The following is a 17,547-nucleotide window of genomic DNA, read 5'->3' as shown; positions in this document are numbered from 1 at the left end:
CTTGATGGCAGTGTACCCTAGAGACTATGAAAAAGAATGTTCGGCGTTTTTTGTCGAACATTCTTTTTCCGCCCATTGTGCGAATTTGAGAATACCAAAGCCCATAGATAGGTATACCCGAAAGCCGCTGAAAAAAGCGGTTTTGCCTCGCAAAAGAAAGGCTGCGCCTTTCTTCTTGAAATTTGATTTTACAAAAGTAAAATCAAATTTATCAATAAAGATGTGTGACCGAAGCTTTTTTCCGTCCATTTTGTGAAGCTTAAAGCACCAGAGTCCAGAAGAAAGTGTACCCTAAAACGCAGTGGAAAAAGCCAGAAAGACTTTTTGTTCATTTATGGCAGTGTACCCTAGAGACTATGAAAAAGAATGTTCGGCGTTTTTTGTCGAACATTCTTTTTCCGCCCATTATCAGCCGGCAACAGAAGAGGTCTCAGTCAAATCGGGGAAATCGGGCAGGGCGCCGTCGGCTTCGTATTTAATGCGGCAGAGGGTCATGGCGCGGTCCCGGTAAAGAAGGACGACCTGCCGGGCGGAGGTGAGAATGCCCTCGTTGCTGTCGCCCGCTTCTTCCCGGATTTCCTCAATGCGGCTGTCCAGGTCCATTTCCCATTCGGTCTGCTGCTGCACCAGAGCGCTCTGGTCATCTTCCGGCGTGACCTCCAGCGCGGCGGCATAGGCGACGTCCACCATATTTTTCCAGTTCCGCGCCGCCTGGTTGCACGCCTGGCGCATCATGGAAAGGGAAGACGCCAGGGAATAGTCCGCGTCATACTTCTTGTCAATGGGATTCTGGGAGAAGGCATACTCAAAGGTGCCCTCCTCTATGCCGCTGGGGGTGGAGATCAGATCCGGCGCGGGCACAAAGTGAGAGCTTTCCGGCTCAGGGGTGGCGGACACTGCGGAGGAGTTTTCCTCCGGGGGCAGAGACGTACTGGTGTTGTCTTCGTTCTGCTGCTGGCAGGCGGCAAAGCCTGCCACCAGACACAGCGCCAGACACAAAAGAATGCTCCGGGAGAGCAGGTTTTTCAGAATTTTCATGAGAAACTTCCTTTCTTTTCTTTACGAAACTTTTTCAAAATGGCGGCAGAGCTTTCTGCCGCCCATTGTGGGAATTTTAGAACACCAACACCCATAGCACGGTGTACCCACAACGCAGTGGAAAAAGACGGTTCTCCGCAGGAAAAAGAAAGGCGTAGCCTTTCTTCCTGGAAAAGGCTTCAGCTGCACCGCAGCCGATTTTCTATACGAAAACCGCCTTTTCTATTTTTTAATATACCGCAAAGCATTTTTTCCGTCCATTCCATGAATTGTAGAACACCGATCTTTACAGAATAGTGTACCCGGAAGCCGCTGAAAAAAGCGGTTTTGTTCTGCAAAATCGGTCACGGTGTGACCGAAGCTTTTTTCCGTCCTATAGTAGCCCCTGCTCCACCAGACGGGCAGTTTTCAAAATGCCGATCTGGGTCTTGGCATCGGGTATCTCGTTTTTCAGCACCATGTCCACCGCTTCCTGCAGGGGGATACGCTCATTGGTGAGGAACTCTCCCTCGTCCAGATGGAGCGTGCCCTCGTCGCTGGTCAGGCGGCAGGCCCACAGCCGAATGATCTCCCCCGCGTAGCCGGGGGTGGGATAGATATTGCCCAGAAAAATATACTGGTCGGCGGCGGTGCCGGTCTCCTCCCGCTGTTCCCGCTTCATGGCTTCAAAGGGGTCCTCCCCTGGTTCCAGCTTTCCGGCGGGAAGCTCCAGCAGTACCTCCTGATAGGGGTAGCGGAACTGCCGGACAAAAATCAGCTCATTTTGCTCGGTCAAAATCGCCACGCTGACCCCGCCGGGGTGCTCGACCACCTCCCGCTTTGTCAGCTTCCCGTTTTCCAGCTCCACATCGTCCACGTGGACACGGATAATTTTGCCTTTGTAAAGCTCTTTTTCCGACTTCTTTATTTCTGTCAGCTTCATGAGACGCGCTTCCTTTCCCGAAAAAAATCAAAGGTCAAACAGGGGGTTCACGGTCAGCCCCGTGATGAGCTTGGGGTAGAAATAGGTGGATTTCTGGGGCATTTTTTCCCCTGCGGCAGCCACGGCGCCGATCTCCTCTACCCGGGTGGGGTTCAGCAGAAAGCAGCACTGGCTGCTGCCGGAGCGCACGGCGTTTTCCGCCTCTTCGGCGGAGCGGGTGTAGGACAGGTTTTTCTGCGCCGCCATGTTTTCCTTGTCGATCCCCAGCAGGCGTTCCAAAACGAGGCTGTGGAGAATGGTCACGTCCAGCCGGCGGGAAGCGGGGCTCAGCCCCGGCAGAATGCCGTCCATGACGGCGGCGTCCTTTAACGCCAGCGTGTGCCACCCGGCTCCGTCATAGAAGCCGAAGGCATGGCGGTTTTCCCGGTAATATTCCTGCAGCGCCTGCTCTGTTTCTGCCCGGTCGGCTCTGGGGGCGGTGGAAAACCACTCGCCGCAGGCATGGAGAAGCTCCCCGCTGTCAAAATCTTCCAGACCGTGAATGAGCCGGTGTGTGGGGAACACTACTAAGCCAGGGTCTTCCATGTCCACCAGCATCATCATCACGTAGTCCGCGCCGGGACAGTATTTTTTCTCTTCCCGCAGGGTGTTTCGGTACCGCAGGGCGGTCTCGTACCGATGGTGCCCGTCGGCAATGTACAGCTTTCGGTCGGTAAAATCCTCCCGCAGGGCGCTGATCGCCACCGGGTCGTTTACCACCCACAGGCGGTGGGTCACCAGCCCGTCGGAAAAATCGTATCGGGGGGAACAGGAAGCCGCCAGATTGTCCAACCGCCGTCGGGTGACGTGCTGGGGGTCCTGATACAAAGAATAGATCTGGCTGAAATTGCAGCCCGTTGCCCGCATGAGCCGGAAGCGGTCCTCCTTTGCCTTGCTGAGAGTCTCCTCGTGGGGCAGGACGACCCCGGCGGAAAACTCCTCCAGACGGACGCGGCAGATCATGCCGCGGAGGGTCTTTGTTTCCCCGGCAGTCACCTTGTCCCGGAATTCTTCTTCATAAATATAGATACCCTCGTCCATATCGGCTTTCAAAATGCCATCGGCAAGCCAGTTTTGCAGGGTTTTTCCTGCCTCCTGGTAAGGGTCTTCTTCGGGGGAAGCCGCCTTTGGCAGCTCCAAACGAATGATATTGCAGGGATTTTTGGCAAGAAAGCCCTGCCGTTCCTCCTCGCTGATGATGTCATAGGGCGGGCAGACCAGAGCTTCTATCTCTCCCGCCTGCTCCAAATCGTACCGCAGGGCGCGGAAGGGTCTGATTTCAGCCAAAGGGATCGCCTCCTGAAAAGAAAATTGGCGGTGCGTACTCGGTTCCAGAAATTCAGTTTCTTTTTCTATTTTACACTGGAAGCAGGTTTTTCGTCAAGCGCGGCGGGAAACAATCACCCGATATTCACCGTATGTTCACAATGGCGGAGTATGCTGTGGAAAAGAAAATCGGGGAAAAGAGGTCCTTTCGGGGAAAAGGCTTGCAAATATCCCGGTTTTGCTGTACTATTTATAAGTTAGCTCCCATTTTGGGACAAGCTGGAAAAACAGGAGGAATCAGGTGAAATGGTAGAGGTTAGAAATCTCACGAAGCGCTACGGCACAAAGCTGGCGCTGGATCACGTGAGTTTTACAGTAGAAGAGGGCTCTATCGTGGGCTTCCTCGGACCAAACGGCGCGGGAAAATCCACCACGATGAACATTGTGACAGGATATCTTTCCGCCACCTCCGGCGAGGTATTGGTTTCGGGAAAGAACACGCTGGAGGAGCCCCAGGAGGTCAAGAAGCTGATTGGATATCTTCCGGAGCAGCCGCCCCTTTATATGGATATGACGGTAAAGGAATACCTGAATTTCATGTATGACCTGAAGAAAGCAAAGCTGCCCAGAGAACAGCACCTGTCGGAAATTTGCAAGCTGGTGAAGATCGAAGAGGTGTACAACCGGCTGATCGGCAACCTTTCCAAGGGCTACAAGCAGCGCGTGGGCATTGCGCAGGCGCTGATCGGCAACCCGCCCGTTTTGATCCTGGACGAGCCCACCGTAGGTCTTGACCCCAAGCAGATCATCGAGATAAGGACGCTTATCACGAACCTGGGGAAGAACCACACCGTGATCCTCAGCTCCCATATCCTGCCCGAGGTGCAGGCGGTATGCGAGCGCATTATCGTCATCAACAACGGCAGGGTGGTGGCGGACGGCGCCACCGATACGCTGGCGCATGACCTGTCCAAGGACCACCGCCTCCTGCTCCGTGCGGAAGCCCCGGAACGGGAGCTGTACCACGCCCTGAAAGGTCTGCCCCATGTGCTGAGCGTGGAGTCCCTGGGGGAAAAGGAATCCGGCGTGTTCGAGATGACCGTGGAATCCGAGCCCAGCGTAGACCTGCGCCGCGACGTATTTTCCCTGATCGCAAGAAAGGGCTGGTCGCTGCTTGCCATGAAGAATATGGACCTGACGCTGGAGGACCTGTTCCTGCAGCTGACAAACAGCGACGCCGCGCTGGCGTCTTCCTCTGAGGAGAATGATTCCGCAGAGCAGCAGAAAGAAACGGAACAGGGAGGGTATCAGGCATGATCGCAATTTTCAAGCGGGAGCTCCGCTCCTATTTTAATTCCCCGGTAGGGTATGTATGCATTGCCGTTCTGGCGGCGCTGTACGGTCTGTTTTACTATCAGGTGATGGTAATGGGGTCTTCCTCTTACATCGGGCGGGTATACAGCACCATGTTTTCCTACAGCATGATGGTGATCCCCATTATCACCATGCGCAGCATGAGCGACGACCAGAAAAACAAGACCGACCAGGTGCTGCTGACAGCGCCCATAGGGGTAACGTCCATCGTGCTGGGCAAATTCCTGTCCTGCTTTTTCGTGTTCTTCGTCGCTTCCTCTCTGGGGCTTCTGCCCGCGGTGGCAATGTCCTTTTTCTCCTCTCCCGCGTGGGGAGAGATCATCGGCAATTACCTGGGCACGCTGCTGTACGGCGGCGCCATGATCTCCATCGGCGTGTTTATTTCCAGCCTGACCGTCAGCCAGGTCATTGCCGCTATCGGTACGTTCGTGATCTCCGTGCTGCTGATGCTGATCGACAGCATGGCGTCCGCCGTGTCCAATCAGGTGGTCAGCGCCCTGGTGGGCTGGGTTTCCTTCAACAGCAGGTATACCACCTTCACCCAGGGGATCTTCAGCATTTCCAGCACTGTGTTTTTCCTCAGTGTGATGGCGGTGTTTGTGTTCCTGACCGCCCGCAGGCTGGAAAGCCGCCGCTGGAATTAAGGGAAGTTTTTCAGAAAACCGTGAAGCGCCCAGGCGGCACAGAGAAAGGAAGATGACTACAAAATGGAAACCAATCATAAGGACGAGACCCGGATCGAGCAGGAGGGTCAGCAGACCGAACTGCCCGAAACGGAACAGATGATAGAAGAAACGGAAGCGGCGGCAGAAGCCCCGCAGGAAGCGGAGGAAGCACAGGCTCCCTCGGAGGAAGTCTCCCAAAGGGAGACCGAGAAGAAAAAGAAGCGGGGCAACCCGTTTGGCAGCAATAAATTCAAACGCGGCTCCATGGCGACCATCATGACGGTGGTGTTCATCGCCATTGTGGTGGTGCTCAATATCCTGGTGGGCCTGCTCACCGAGCGGTTCCCCTCCATGAACATTGACCTGACCGCCCAGAAGCTCAACACCCTGTCCGACCAGGCGGTGGAGATCGCCAAAGGCGTGGAGCAGGATACCACGATCTACCTGATCGGCGCGGAGGAAGCCTACCGCAAGGACACCATCTACTCTACCGCCTACTATCAGCTGGAATACAGCCAGGTGGCGAATCTGGCGGAAAAGCTGCGGGAGGTAAATTCCCACATCTCTGTGGAGTTTATCGACCCCGACACCAACCCTACCTTTATCAGCTCCTACCCCGATGACTCCCTGCGCACCGGCTCTGTGCTGGTGGAAACGGAGAAGCGCCATAAGGTGCTGTCTGTAACAGACCTGTTTTCCGTGACGCAGAACCAGTCCACCTATGCCTATGACGTGTTTTCCAAGGTGGACAGTGCCCTGGCAAGCGCCCTGGAGGTGGTCAACATGGACAAGGTGCCCGTGATGACCATTGCCACGGGGCACGGGGAGCTGCTGACCTCCGACGTCATGGGCAATTTCCGCAGCCTGTTGGAAGCCAGGAACTTTGATGTGAAAGAGGTAAACTTCCTCACCGAGGAGATTCCGGAGAACACCCAGATTTTGATGATCCCTACCCCCACTACGGACTATACCGACGCGGAGATCGCAAAGCTGCGGGAATACATCGACGATACCACCCGCCCGGAGCAGTGCGCGCTGCTTGTGACCTTCCACACCTCTCAGGGCGAGCTGCCCAAGCTGTCCGCCTTTTTGGAGGAGTGGGGTATCCGGGTGGAGGAAGGCGTAGTGGCGGAAACAGACGCTTCCAGGGTTGCCCTGCGCAACGCCAGCTATGTGCTGGTGGACCATACCACGGACCTGCTCAATGAAAACGAATACAATTATCTGGTGTCCCCCTCCAGCCGCCCTATCACCATGCTGTTTGAGTCCAACGGCGACGTGGTAAAGACGGCGAAGCTGTGGACCACCTCGGAAAACGCCTATGTCGCTACGGAGGACATGACCGAGGCCGACGCGGAAAACCTGCAGAAGTCCTCCCAGACGGTGGCGTGCATTTCTGAAAAGCGCCCCAGAGTGGACGGCGAATCCACCGCCCGCAGCGTGGTGGTGTTCGGTTCCTCTTACGTGTTCCTGGACGACTTCATGACGTCTTCTTTCAGCGACAGAAGCTATATTTCCGATGTGCTGGGCTACTGCACCGGCACGGACGACAGCCAGGTCACCGTCAGCACCAATCAGGTGCAGACCAACGTTTTGGACGTGTCCGCTTCCGCCAGCACCGTCAACCTGCTGGGGCTGGGCGTGTTCACCATTGGTCTGCCGCTGGTGATCCTCATTACGGGGCTTGTTATCTTCCTGAAGAGGAGGCACCTGTAAGCCTATGAAAAAGTCCGTAAGAAATCTGCTTATCATGGCGGCGGTCCTGATCGTTCTGGGCGGCGCTGCGGCGGCGCTGCGGTTCCTGCCCGGCGCGGACGCGGACAGCACGTCCTCCCTTTCTTCTCCGGCGGAGACCTCTTCCGCCGTGCAGGAAAACATTATGGATACGAAGACGGAGGACGTCTCCGCCATTTCCGTGAAAAATTCCCAGGACAGCTTTACCTTTGTTCCCCAGGGCGAGGATTTCACCCTGAAGGACTATGAAGACTGCGAGCTGAACACCGCCTCCATCACCAGCTCGGTGCAGTCCCTGACCACTATGCCCGCCAGCAAAAATCTGGGCAGCCGGGACAATTTGGAGGACTTCGGGCTTGCCGGGGAAAACGCCGTAGAGGTGGAGGTCACCGGGAAGGACGGCTCGGCGCAGAAGCTGGTTCTGGGCAACGCCGCCGGGGAGTCTACCGGGCGGTACGTGCTGAAGGATAACACGGTGTATATCGCCGCAAACATTGCCGACCTGCTGTATGGCAGCAAATTCGGTTATTTCAGCACCTTCCTGTATTCCGTGGAGGACAGGACCAGAACGGTCACCGATGAAAACGGTTCCCAGTCCATCGAAACGCTTGCCGATATCCTGTACTCCGTCAAGCTTTCCGGCAGCAATTTCCCGGAGGAAATTGAAATTGAATACAATGAAGACGCGACCAGCGTGTTCTATATGACGAAGCCGGTCAAGGCGGAATCCGGCTCTACCGGCTTTGAAAACATGACGGCGGCGCTGAAGGCTCCCACTGCCACCGAGGTCGTGGCAGCCCATCTGACAGAGGAAACGCTGGAGGAATACGGGCTGACAGAGCCTTTCGCGAAGGTGGAGTTCAAGCTGAACGAGGATAGCCACACCATGACGGTGAGCGGCGCCGAGCTGGACGGCAGCAGATATCTGCTGCTGGACGATCGGGACATGATCTATAAGGTCAGCGGAAGCGCCGTGGCGGATTGGGCTGAAACAAATGTGCTGAAGCAGCGTATGAGTTACATCTGTCTGCCCAATATTAAAAATGTGTCTTCCCTGTCCCTCACCGTGAACGGCGATATGGCGTATGGCTTTACCGCCACAAGGACGGTGAATGAGGAGAAATCCACCGAGGACAGCACCGAATACGACCTGTCCATTAAAAATGCCGGCGGCAGTGAGGTCGAGTATGAAACCTATCGGTCGCTTTATCAGAATTTAATCAGCGTGGCGGTGCTCTCCACCGATCGGGAGGAGTACAGCGGCGCTCCCCTGCTCCATGTGGAATACAAGTATTTTGACGGTTCTGCCGGGAATACGGTGGAATTTTACGCCATCGAAAACGACCGCTGCGTCGCCCTGCTGGACGGGGAATTTAACGGCGTCGTGCGGAAGACCGAGGTGGACAAGCTGGTTTCCCAGCTTGCCAAGAGTAACGGCTGAACTCCATTCAAGCTTTTGTAAGAATGACAAAACGGGTGAAAAATACAAAGGAAGGAACGATACCGGGCGCAAAAGGCTGCTTTTTCATGGCTTTTTGTGCGGATTCTGTATCGCATGGCGATTGACATGAAAAATTGGAAAAGGATCTGTGCCGCGGCGCTGTGTGTGGTGCTGCTGGCAGGGCTGCTGGGCGGCTGCTCCAAAAAGAAGGACGACGGCTCCAGCCTGTCTTCCCAGCCGGGCGCTTCGGCGGCAGGCATTGACAAGCCCTATCAGGTCGGCTTGCTGCAATACGCGGAGCACCCCTCCTACGATGCGCTTCGGGAAGCGTTCATGAGCCGCCTGGAGGAATGGGACTGCGGCGAAAGCCAGCTGAAGATCGACTATCAAAATGCCGGCGGCGATGAAAAAAAAGCGGAGACCATCTGTCAGAAATTCGTCACGGACAAGGTGGATATGATCGTGGCAATCTCTTCCCCGGCGGCTAAAGCAGCCATTGCCGCTGCGGATCAGACAGAGGTGAAGGTGGTCTTTGCCGATGTTGCCGACCCGGAAAAGGAGCTGGGGACGCTGGGAAGCAACGTGACCGGCGTGCGGAGCGGCTCCACCGTTTCCGCGGTGGTGGACCTTGCATTGCAGGCCGACCCGAACCTGAAGACCTTTGGCGTGCTGTACAATCCGCAGGAAGCCGTTTCCAGGGCGCAGGCAGAGGAACTGAAAAAATACTGCGGCGAGAAGCAGCTCGAGGTGGTGGAAACCACCCTGGCAAAGGGCGCAAAGCCGGAGGAAGTGACAAAAGCAGTCACCGAGCTGTGCGGCAAAGCCGGGGCAATTTTCACCCCCATCGACAGCACGGTAAATCCTGTGGCTGCCACGGTGGCAGCGGCGGCAAGCGCCGCCAAGCGCCCGTGGTACGCCGGGGCGGACGCCTATGTGCAAAGCGGCGCGCTGGCGGCGGTCAGCCCGGACTATGACGCCATAGGCCGTCAGGCGGCGGATATGGCGGTGGAACTGATGTCCGGCAAGTCTGTAGCGGAGGTGCCGGTGGCGGAGCTTTCCGCCCACCAGACCTATTTCAGCCAGACAACGCTGGACGAGCTGAAAACCGTTTTCCCCGCGGAGGTTTTGGAAGCAGCCAATTTTTATACCTCCACCCCAGCCGCGGCGCAAAGCGCAGGCGAAAAGCAGTAAATTTTCCTTTTTGGATATCATACTTCAAGAAAACGAACACCGACCGGGAAGCAGTTACTTTTCGGTCGGCGTTATCTTATTACGAATTAAAAAACAGAGGGAGCCGCATTTTTCCAGCAAGCGGGGAAAGGGAGAGGAAAAGCATGAGCGATATCATGGAGTTTGCCAGTAGGGAAGAATTCAGGCGGTGGCTTGCCGGGCACTGCCTGTCAAGCGGCGGCGTGTGGCTTTTATTTGGCAAAGCGAAGGGACCAAAAACGATCAAAGCGGAAGAAGCGCTGGAAGAAGCCCTCTGCTTTGGGTGGATAGACGGGCAGATGCAGAGCATCGATGAAAAAACCTATAAAAAATATTTTTCCCTGCGCAGGGAGAAAAGCAAGTGGTCGGAAAAAAATAAGGCGCTGGTCAAAAGTCTTGAAGCCCGGGGGCTCATGACCGATTTCGGCAGGAAGAAGATAGAGGAGGCTCAGAAAAACGGCGAATGGGACGCGCCAAAACCCGCAGCGGTCACAGAGGAGCAAATTGCCCGGCTTTCCGCGTTACTGGAAAAATATGAGCCCGCCTTTACCAACTTTCTGGCGATGTCTCCGTCGGTAAAAAAGACCTACGCGCGGGCATATTTCGACGCGAAGACAGACGCCGGGAGGGAAAAGCGAATCGCGTGGATGGTGGACAGGCTCAATCAAAATCTGAAACCAATGTAGCCGCTCTATCCTGGAAACAGCTTTTTTCAGCGGCAGCGCCGCAGTATATCGCGCGGCTCCCAAGGGTTGATTTTTTCGTTTTGCAGCCCTTTGTTCAACCAGAATTTTTCGGAAAGATTTCTGCTCCCAGAACCTGCAAAAAGCGGATAAAGAAAGAAAGGGTGGGAAATACTAGGCTAGCAGGACAAAACAGAGCCGCGGCACGGATACGGAATCGTCCGGCTGCGGGCAAAATGTATCAAATCAGCCTTTGGGCAGGAATCTACAGGAGGAATCTGCATGAAAGCAACGGGAATTGTACGGAGGATCGACGATCTGGGCAGAGTGGTCATTCCCAAGGAAATTCGCCGCACGTTGAAAATACGGGAGGGAATGCCTATGGAGATATTCACAGACGTTTCCGGCGAGGTCATTTTGAAAAAATACTCCCCGGTGGGAGAAATGTCCCAGCTGGCTTCCGCCTACGCGGAAACGCTGGTGAACCTTACCGGGCATGCCGCCGTGGTGTGCGACACGGAGCAGATCATCGCCATTGCGGGACCGGCGAAGAAGGAGCTGCTCCACAAGCCGGTGGCGCCCCAGCTGGACGAGCTGATCCAGTCCCGGCGGAACTTTATCACCGGCGGGGAAAACACGGTGCTGGTCTGCAAGGATATCCCCGCGGCGGCGCTGGCGGTGTTCCCGGTGGTCTCCGTGGGGGACGCCATGGGCGCGGTGGCGCTGCTGAAGGGGGAAAAGTCCCCGCCCAGGGTCAGCGGCGAAGCGATCGAAAGCCTGAAAGCCGCCGCCATGTTCCTCTCCCGGCAGCTGGAAACGTAAAAAAGCCCGGAAAATCTGGAAGAAATCAGGAAAAACCCTTGATTTTCCAGAAACAGGGTGGTATAATCAGTGATGGTAATAGGACGATGATGAAAGAGTGGGGCGACCCGCTCTTTTGTTTGCTTATGGAAAGGAAGGGATGAGCTTGAACCCGGAAGGCAAAAAGAAAAGTACGGCGGAACGGGTGCGGGACATGGCGGAGCCTTTGGCACAGGAGCTGGGGCTGCGGGTCTGGGACGTGCAGTTTGTCAAGGAGGGCGCGGACTGGTATCTCCGTGTTTTCATCGACAAGGACGGCGGCGTTTCCATTGACGACTGCGTGGATATGACCCATGCCATCGACCCGGTGCTGGACAGGGAAGACCCCATCTCTCAGGAATATGTGCTGGAGGTGTCCTCCCCCGGCTGGGAGCGGAAGCTCACCCGCCCGGAGCATTTCCAGGCATATATTGGGGAGCCGGTGCGGGTAAAGCTCATTCGTCCGCTGGAAAACGGCACACGGGTGCTGGAGGGCGTGCTGCTGCGCGCGGAGCCCGGCGGAGAATTTGAGCTGCAGCTGGACGAGGAAACCAGCTGTACCTTAGAAAAGAAAGAATGTTCCTCAGTGAACGTCATCGAAGAGCTGTGAGGAAAAATCCCGGAAACGGAAAAAGGAGAGAAAAGTACCATGGCAAAGAAAAAAGAACCCGAGAAGCAGGGAAACGAAGAATTATTTCTGGCGCTGGAGCTGCTGGAAAAGGAAAAAGGCATTCCGGCGGAATTTATGCTGGATAAGATCAAGAAGGCAATTTCCACCGCCTGCAAAAACAATTACGGCAATGAAGACGTGGACATGGATATCGACCCCGCCACCGGGAAATTCGACGTGTTCCTGAAGCGTGAGATCGTGGAAGAGGTGGAAAACCCCAACCGCCAGATCTTGCTGGATAAGGCAAAGGAAACCGACCCCACCGCCGAGGTGGGCGGCTTTGTCAGGGAAAAGCTGGACACCAAGCAGTTCGGCAGAGTGGCGGCGCAGACCGCCAGAAATATTATCCGGCAGGGGATCCGTGACAGCGAGCGCGGGCAGGTCATGCAGGAGTTCCAGTCCAAGTACCAGGAGCTGGTCAGCGCCCTGGTAGAGCGGGTAGACCCCAAAACCGGGGCGATCTCCCTGCGGATCGGCAAGGCGGAAGCGGTCCTGCCCAAGAACGAGCAGATCGGCGAGGAGTCTGTCCGGGAGGGCGACTACATAAAAGTCTATGTAGTCGACGTCCGGGAGACGGAAAAGGGACCGAAAGCCATCATTTCCAGGACCCGCCCGGAGCTTGTAAAGCGCATGTTTGAAACAGAGGTGCCGGAAATTTATGACGGCACGGTGGAGATCAAGGCGGTTTCCCGGGAAGCCGGCTCCCGCACCAAGCTGGCAGTCATCAGCCACAATCCGGACGTGGACGCCGTGGGCGCCTGCATCGGTGCCAGGGGCGCCAGAGTTTCGGAGATCGTAGACGAGCTGGGCGGCGAAAAAATAGACATTGTGGAATACAGCGAAGACCCCTGCGCCTTTATCGCGGCGGCGCTTTCCCCCGCCAATGTGATCTCCGTAGAGGTAGCGGAGGACGGTTCCCGCTCCTGCAAGGTCACCGTGCCGGATAACCAGCTTTCGCTGGCGATCGGCAACAAGGGGCAGAACGCAAGGCTGGCGGCGAAGCTCACCGGCTGGAAGATCGACATCAAGCCGGAAAGCGGCTTCTTTGGAGAAGAATAAAGAAAAAGCAGTATTTTGGGCAAGGGAGGGAGCATGATGCACAGCGCTGTGCGCAAGAAAAAGATACCCCTGCGAATGTGTACCGGCTGCGGTGAAATGAAGCCGAAAAAGGAGCTGGTGCGGGTGGTGAAAGCCCCGGAACAGCTGGACGAGGCGGGGAACCCGCTGCCGCCGGAGATTTCCCTGGACCTGACCGGGAAAAAGCCGGGACGGGGAGCGTACCTGTGCCGGAACCCGGAATGCCTGAAAAAAGCCAGAAAAGCCCGGCGGCTGGAAAAAGCGTTTTCCTGCAGGATTTCCGATGAGGTGTACGGCCGCATGGAGGAGGAGATCGGCAAAGATGAAGGATAAGGCGCTGTCCCTGCTGGGGCTTGCCCGGCGCGCCGGGAAGATAGAAGCGGGCTTCGACGCCGCCGTTTCCGCCGCCAGAGGGAAAAAAGCAAAGCTGCTTGTGGCGGCGGAGGACGTGTCGGAAAAAACGGTGAAAAACCTGAAATATGAGGGAGACCGGGCGGGGATACCTACGGTCAGAGTGAAAGCGGGCATGGAGGAAACAGGGCATGCCTGCGGCGTGAGAGCCGGGGTGCTGGCGGTGACGGAGCAGGGCTTTGCCACCGCGCTGCTCAAGGTGTTGGAACAAGAGAAGGAGGAACTTAGCCTATGATGATCAAATACAGAGTACGGGAAGTTGCCAAGGACCTGGAGATCCAGAATAAGGAAGTGATCGACGGGCTGGCGGAATATTTCCCCGAGCCGAAAAAGTATATGACCGTGCTGACTGAGGAAGAGCTGGACGTGGTGTTCGAGCTGTTCACCCAGAAGCGGAACATGGAGTCTCTGGACGTTTACTTTGCCGAGCGGGAGGATCAGCCGGCAGTTCTTGTAGAGCCGGAGGAGGAAGCCCCGAAGGCGGAGCCGGAAACAAAGCCGGAGAAAAAAGCCCCGGCGGCAGAGAAAAAGAAAGAAGCGGCAAAGCCCGCCGCTGCCCCGGCGGCAAAGAAAGCCCCGGAAAAGGAGCAGCCCGCGCAGGTCATTGTGGAGCATACCCAGCCGGTGCGCCGGGTCATCGACACCCGTTCCTCCAATGTGGACATCGAGCGGTACAATGAAAAATACGACCGCCTGGCGGACCAGAAGGTCAGGACCGATAACGTGGTGACAAAGCAGAAGTTTACGAACCGCAACCAGCAGCGGCGCGGGCAGATGCACCGCGGCAAGCGGGAGACGGAAGCCGAGCGTTTGCGCCGTATCGCGCAGGAGCGCAAGGCAAAGCACATCACCATCGAGGTGCCGGACGAGATCACCGTGGGCGAATTTGCCCTGCGGCTGAAGGTCACAGCCCCGGAGATCATCAAAAAGCTGATGGCTCTGGGCGTGTTTGCCACCATCAACGACACCATTGACTTTGACACCGCCGTGCTGGTGGCAGACGAGTTCCACGCCAGGGTGGAAAAGGAAGTGGTCGTCACCATCGAGGAGCGTATCATCGACGACAGCGAGGACGAAGAAGAAAACCTGGTGCCCAGAGCGCCCGTTGTGGTGGTCATGGGGCACGTTGACCACGGCAAGACCTCCATTCTGGACGTGATCCGCCACTCCAATGTGACAGAGGGCGAAGCCGGCGGCATCACCCAGCACATCGGCGCTTACCGCGTGAAGGTGGGCGACCGGGACGTGACGTTCCTGGACACTCCCGGGCACGCCGCCTTTACCACCATGCGCGCCAGAGGCGCGCAGGTCACGGATATTGCCGTGCTGGTAGTGGCAGCCGACGACGGTATCATGCCCCAGACGGTGGAAGCCATCAACCATGCCAAAGCCGCGGAGGTCTCCATCATCGTGGCGATCAACAAAATGGATAAGGTGGGCGCCAACCCCGAGCGGGTCAAGGAGCAGCTTACCGAGCACGGTCTTGTGCCCGAGGATTGGGGCGGAGATACGCCCTGTATCCCCGTTTCCGCCCATACCAAGGAGGGCATCAACGACCTGCTGGAAATGATCATTCTCACCGCCGATATGGCGGAGCTGAAAGCGAACCCCGACCGCGCCGGCAAGGGCACGGTGGTGGAAGCCCGGCTGGACAAGGGCATGGGGCCCATCGCCACCGTGCTGGTGCAAAACGGCACCCTCCGCGCCGGGGATATCATCGTTGCCGGAACTACCGTGGGGCGGGTGCGCTCCATGATGGACGATAAGGGCAGAAAGGTAACCGAGGCAGGACCCTCCGTGCCTGTGGAGATCACAGGTCTGAACGACGTGCCCGTGGGCGGCGACATTTTCAACGCTGTTTCCGATGAGCGCCTGGCAAGGGAGCTGGTGGAGCAGCGCCTGACAGAGCAGAAGGAGGAAGCCTTCCGCTCCCAGACCAAGGTCACGCTGGATAACCTGTTCGACCAGATGAAGGAAGGCGACATGAAGGAGCTGAAGATCATCGTCAAGGGCGATGTGCAGGGCTCTGTGGAAGCCGTCCGCCAGTCGCTGGAAAAGCTGACAAACGAAGAGGTGCGGGTCAATATTATCCACGGCGCCGTGGGCGCTATCAACGAAAGCGACGTCATGCTGGCAAATGCCTCCAACGCCATTGTGGTGGGCTTTAACGTCCGCCCCGACCCGGTGGCGGAGGAAAACGCCAAGCGGGACGGCGTGGATCTGCGGCTGTACCGCATTATCTATGACTGTATCGAAGAAATTGAGTCCGCCATGAAGGGTATGCTGGCGCCCAAGTACCGGGAGATCGCGCTGGGCAAGGCGGAGTGCCGGGAAACCTATAAGATCTCCAATGTGGGCATCGTCATCGGCGGGCACGTCACCTCCGGCAAGATCACCCGCAGCGCCCTGGTGCGCGTGGTGCGTGACGGTATCATCGTGGCGGACGACAAGATCGCTTCCCTGCGCCGCTTCAAGGACGATGTGCGCGAGGTGGCGGACGGCTACGACTGCGGCATTACGCTGGAAAAATTCTCCGATATCAAACAGGGGGATATTCTGGAAGCCTATGAAATGGAAGAGTATAGAGATTAGTCGTTAGCTTATAGTAATTAGTTGTTAGAGAAAGGGCAAGGGAGATCCTGTCATTTGCTGAGAAATAGCAATGCAGGCATTGCTATGCGAAGAATCTCGCCCTCAATCTCCTCTCTAACTGCTAATTACCAATATCTAATATCTATTATGAAGGAGACTGTATGCCGAGTTATAAAATCGACCGGGTAACAGAAGATATCAAGCGGGAGCTTTCCGCCATTTTGCGGGAGGTAAAGGACCCCCGGGTAAAGGACTGCCTGTTGAGCGTGGTGCGGGTGGAGGTCACAAACGACCTGTCCTACTGCACGGTGTACGTCAGCACCATGGAGGGCATGGAGCAAACCAGGACCGCGGTAAAGGGCTTGAAGTCCGCGGCGGGCTATATCCGCCACGAGCTGGGAAGAAGCCTTTCCCTGCGCCATGTGCCGGAGCTGATCTTCAAGCCCACGGATTCCATTGAATACGGCGCGCATATTTCCCGCATTTTGAACGATTTGGAGCCAATGGGCACTTCTGAGGCCGAAAAAACCGAGGAGTGAGCTTCTCCCACGGCGGAAAGGAACAGAAATGGGCAAGGAAATTTCCTGCAAGGAAGCTGCCGGGCTGCTCCGGCAATGGGATCATATTCTGGTGCTGAGCCACGCCTCCCCGGACGGGGACACCCTTGGCTCCGCCTGCGCCCTGATGAGAGGGCTCGTTTCCCTGGGCAAGCAGGTAAGCTTCCGCTGCGCGGACGAAATTCCACAGAAATTCGATTACCTGTTTCAGGGTCTGCCGCTGGGTGGCCCGGCACAGTTTTCCCCGGAGCATATCGTCAGCGTGGACGTGGCAGACACGGTGCTGCTGGGCAGCTTACAGGAAGAATACGGGGAAAAAATCGAGCTTGCCATCGACCATCACGGCACTCACAAGGCGTTTGCAAAAGCCCGCTGGGTAGAAGAGGACAGCGCCGCCACGGCGGAACTGATCTGGCTGCTCTTAAAGGAGCTGGGCGTGACTGCCGACAAGGCTATGGCGGACTGCGTGTACACCGGCATCACCACCGATACCGGGTGCCTCCGTTACCGAAACGCCACCCCCCGCACGTACCGCCTTGCGGCGGAGACCATCGAAGCCGGGGCGGACGCGGCGGAAATCAACCGTCTGATGTGGGAATGCAAGACAAAAGCACAGATGGAAGCGGAGAAGCTGATCCTTGCCACCATGGAATATTTCTGCGATGGCAAATGCGCCATGATCCGGGTACCTCAAAGCATTTTGCGGCAAACCGGCGCGCAGGACAGCGATGTAGAGGGCGCGGCTTCCCTCCCCCGGCAGGTGGAGGGCGTGCTGATCGGCGTTACCATAAAGGAAAAAGCGGACGGCACGGTAAAGGCTTCCCTGCGCACCAACCCTCCCGCAAACGCCGCGGCGATCTGTGAAAAGTTCGGCGGCGGCGGGCATACGGGGGCGGCGGGCTGTTCCTTTTCCGGCATTTCCATGGAGGAAGCGGCGGAAAGGCTGAAAGCCGCCTGCGAAGAGGAGTTGTTAGCTGTGAGTAATTAGTTGGTTAGAAAGGGGCGGGACATCTTTTTTCACGGGAGCCT

General features: G+C 56.7%; 18 protein-coding genes. 15 read left to right on the top strand and 3 right to left on the bottom strand.

Annotated features, from left to right (window positions below; genetic code table 11):
• Positions 1 to 256: hypothetical protein (locus AB8996_RS08380; protein ID WP_369298523.1), on the top strand; the 256-nt coding region annotated here is incomplete at its 5' end.
• A gap of 152 nt (positions 257 to 408) precedes the next feature.
• Here the strand turns inward: AB8996_RS08380 and AB8996_RS08375 are convergent.
• From AB8996_RS08375 to AB8996_RS08365, 3 genes are all read right to left on the bottom strand, one after another.
• The gene (locus tag AB8996_RS08375) at positions 409 to 1,038 is read right to left on the bottom strand and encodes a hypothetical protein (protein ID WP_369298522.1); all 630 of its coding nucleotides are present in this window, start codon (positions 1,036 to 1,038) and stop codon (positions 409 to 411) included.
• Positions 1,039 to 1,411: 373 nt separating this feature from the next.
• Positions 1,412 to 1,960, bottom strand: a complete 549-nt coding sequence (locus tag AB8996_RS08370) for an NUDIX hydrolase (RefSeq protein WP_369298521.1) — start codon at positions 1,958 to 1,960, stop codon at positions 1,412 to 1,414.
• Positions 1,961 to 1,987: 27 nt separating this feature from the next.
• Entirely contained in the window at positions 1,988 to 3,286 is a 1,299-nt protein-coding gene (locus AB8996_RS08365) for a DUF1015 domain-containing protein (protein WP_369298520.1), read from the bottom strand.
• A gap of 285 nt (positions 3,287 to 3,571) precedes the next feature.
• Between AB8996_RS08365 and AB8996_RS08360 the strand changes: the two genes are divergently transcribed.
• From AB8996_RS08360 to AB8996_RS08295, 14 genes are all read left to right on the top strand, one after another.
• A complete protein-coding gene (locus AB8996_RS08360; RefSeq protein WP_369298519.1) occupies positions 3,572 to 4,582 on the top strand; it encodes an ABC transporter ATP-binding protein in 1,011 nt (336 codons plus the stop codon).
• Entirely contained in the window at positions 4,579 to 5,283 is a 705-nt protein-coding gene (locus AB8996_RS08355; RefSeq protein WP_369298518.1) for an ABC transporter permease, read from the top strand. Before AB8996_RS08360 ends, AB8996_RS08355 begins: the two co-directional genes overlap by 4 nt.
• 63 nt (positions 5,284 to 5,346) lie before the next feature.
• Positions 5,347 to 7,020 carry a Gldg family protein gene (locus AB8996_RS08350; RefSeq protein ID WP_369298517.1) on the top strand — a complete coding sequence of 558 codons (1,674 nt, stop codon included), beginning with the start codon at positions 5,347 to 5,349 and terminating at the stop codon, positions 7,018 to 7,020.
• 4 nt (positions 7,021 to 7,024) lie between these two features.
• A complete protein-coding gene (locus tag AB8996_RS08345) occupies positions 7,025 to 8,479 on the top strand; it encodes a DUF4340 domain-containing protein (RefSeq protein WP_369298516.1) in 1,455 nt (484 codons plus the stop codon).
• Positions 8,480 to 8,575: 96 nt separating this feature from the next.
• Complete coding sequence (locus AB8996_RS08340; RefSeq protein ID WP_369298515.1) at positions 8,576 to 9,670, top strand: ABC transporter substrate-binding protein; 1,095 nt, start codon at positions 8,576 to 8,578, stop codon at positions 9,668 to 9,670.
• Between the two features lie 143 nt (positions 9,671 to 9,813).
• A complete protein-coding gene (locus AB8996_RS08335) occupies positions 9,814 to 10,374 on the top strand; it encodes a YdeI family protein (RefSeq protein WP_369298514.1) in 561 nt (186 codons plus the stop codon).
• Between the two features lie 279 nt (positions 10,375 to 10,653).
• Positions 10,654 to 11,193, top strand: coding sequence for a stage V sporulation T C-terminal domain-containing protein (locus tag AB8996_RS08330; protein ID WP_369298513.1), 540 nt, complete (start codon positions 10,654 to 10,656; stop codon positions 11,191 to 11,193).
• 145 nt (positions 11,194 to 11,338) lie between these two features.
• The gene (gene rimP / locus AB8996_RS08325; protein WP_369298512.1) at positions 11,339 to 11,821 is read left to right on the top strand and encodes a ribosome maturation factor RimP; all 483 of its coding nucleotides are present in this window, start codon (positions 11,339 to 11,341) and stop codon (positions 11,819 to 11,821) included.
• Positions 11,822 to 11,860: 39 nt separating this feature from the next.
• Positions 11,861 to 12,940 carry a transcription termination factor NusA gene (gene nusA / locus AB8996_RS08320; protein WP_369298511.1) on the top strand — a complete coding sequence of 360 codons (1,080 nt, stop codon included), beginning with the start codon at positions 11,861 to 11,863 and terminating at the stop codon, positions 12,938 to 12,940.
• A 33-nt stretch (positions 12,941 to 12,973) separates the two neighbouring features.
• The gene (gene rnpM / locus AB8996_RS08315) at positions 12,974 to 13,291 is read left to right on the top strand and encodes an RNase P modulator RnpM (RefSeq protein ID WP_369298510.1); all 318 of its coding nucleotides are present in this window, start codon (positions 12,974 to 12,976) and stop codon (positions 13,289 to 13,291) included.
• Positions 13,281 to 13,604: a L7Ae/L30e/S12e/Gadd45 family ribosomal protein gene (locus tag AB8996_RS08310; RefSeq protein WP_369298509.1), complete on the top strand. Its 324-nt coding sequence runs from the start codon at positions 13,281 to 13,283 to the stop codon at positions 13,602 to 13,604. Before rnpM ends, AB8996_RS08310 begins: the two co-directional genes overlap by 11 nt.
• Positions 13,601 to 15,961 (top strand): translation initiation factor IF-2, encoded by a 2,361-nt coding sequence (infB, locus tag AB8996_RS08305; RefSeq protein ID WP_369298508.1) that lies wholly within the window; start codon positions 13,601 to 13,603, stop codon positions 15,959 to 15,961. Before AB8996_RS08310 ends, infB begins: the two co-directional genes overlap by 4 nt.
• Positions 15,962 to 16,122: 161 nt before the next feature.
• Positions 16,123 to 16,500 (top strand): 30S ribosome-binding factor RbfA, encoded by a 378-nt coding sequence (rbfA, locus tag AB8996_RS08300; RefSeq protein WP_369298507.1) that lies wholly within the window; start codon positions 16,123 to 16,125, stop codon positions 16,498 to 16,500.
• A 28-nt stretch (positions 16,501 to 16,528) separates the two neighbouring features.
• Complete coding sequence (locus AB8996_RS08295; protein WP_369298506.1) at positions 16,529 to 17,506, top strand: bifunctional oligoribonuclease/PAP phosphatase NrnA; 978 nt, start codon at positions 16,529 to 16,531, stop codon at positions 17,504 to 17,506.
• The last annotated feature ends 41 nt before the right edge of the window (positions 17,507 to 17,547 follow it).

This window comes from uncultured Neglectibacter sp. (assembly GCA_937958185.1).
GTDB lineage: Bacteria > Bacillota > Clostridia > Oscillospirales > Acutalibacteraceae > Acutalibacter.
The sequence above is the reverse complement of the archived record's forward strand: the minus strand, read 5'-3'. Positions and strand labels throughout refer to the sequence as shown.